Genomic DNA, 442 nt, shown 5'->3' on the forward strand with positions numbered 1-442 from the left:
CAATTACATTCTTTCTTGAAAATAGTTCGTTCTCAATCTTCATAAAGTGCATTGCTTTAGCTAAAAATTGAGCAGATGATTCATAATATAATGTTTCTAGCTCATCATCTGAAAGCTGTGTTAAATCATCATTAGCAAAAGTTGTAAGTTTTCGCTTAATCTCTTTGCCATTGTCGTCTTCCTCTACGTAAAAACGTTTCATCTATTCATACCTCTAATTTCAAATTTTTCAATAATATACCTTTTAGAGCCAAGCTCAAGGCTCACTAGATAATTATTAAAAGGGTCATTCTTGTTCAAGTCATTAGCGATCTTTCTAGCTGTTGACCGTGGATATTTTTAACTATTAATCTTCCTTGTGTACTTGTGTAATATTATCTCATTGCCTCCCTTTGCATTTTACGCTTCAATCGTTGCTTATATAGATATTCTTTACTTGGCT

General features: G+C 32.1%; 1 protein-coding gene. It reads right to left on the bottom strand.

Features of this window, described 5'->3' with window-relative positions:
• Window positions 1–202, bottom strand: a 202-nt coding sequence (locus QR64_RS26250) for a hypothetical protein (protein ID WP_039587463.1), incomplete at its 3' end; no start/stop codon positions are given.
• Window positions 203–442: the final 240 nt, after the last annotated feature.

Origin of the sequence: Rhodococcus sp. Chr-9 (genome assembly GCF_000801125.1) — a bacterium.
In the GTDB taxonomy this organism is placed as follows: Bacteria; Actinomycetota; Actinomycetes; order Mycobacteriales; family Mycobacteriaceae; genus Rhodococcus; species Rhodococcus pyridinivorans.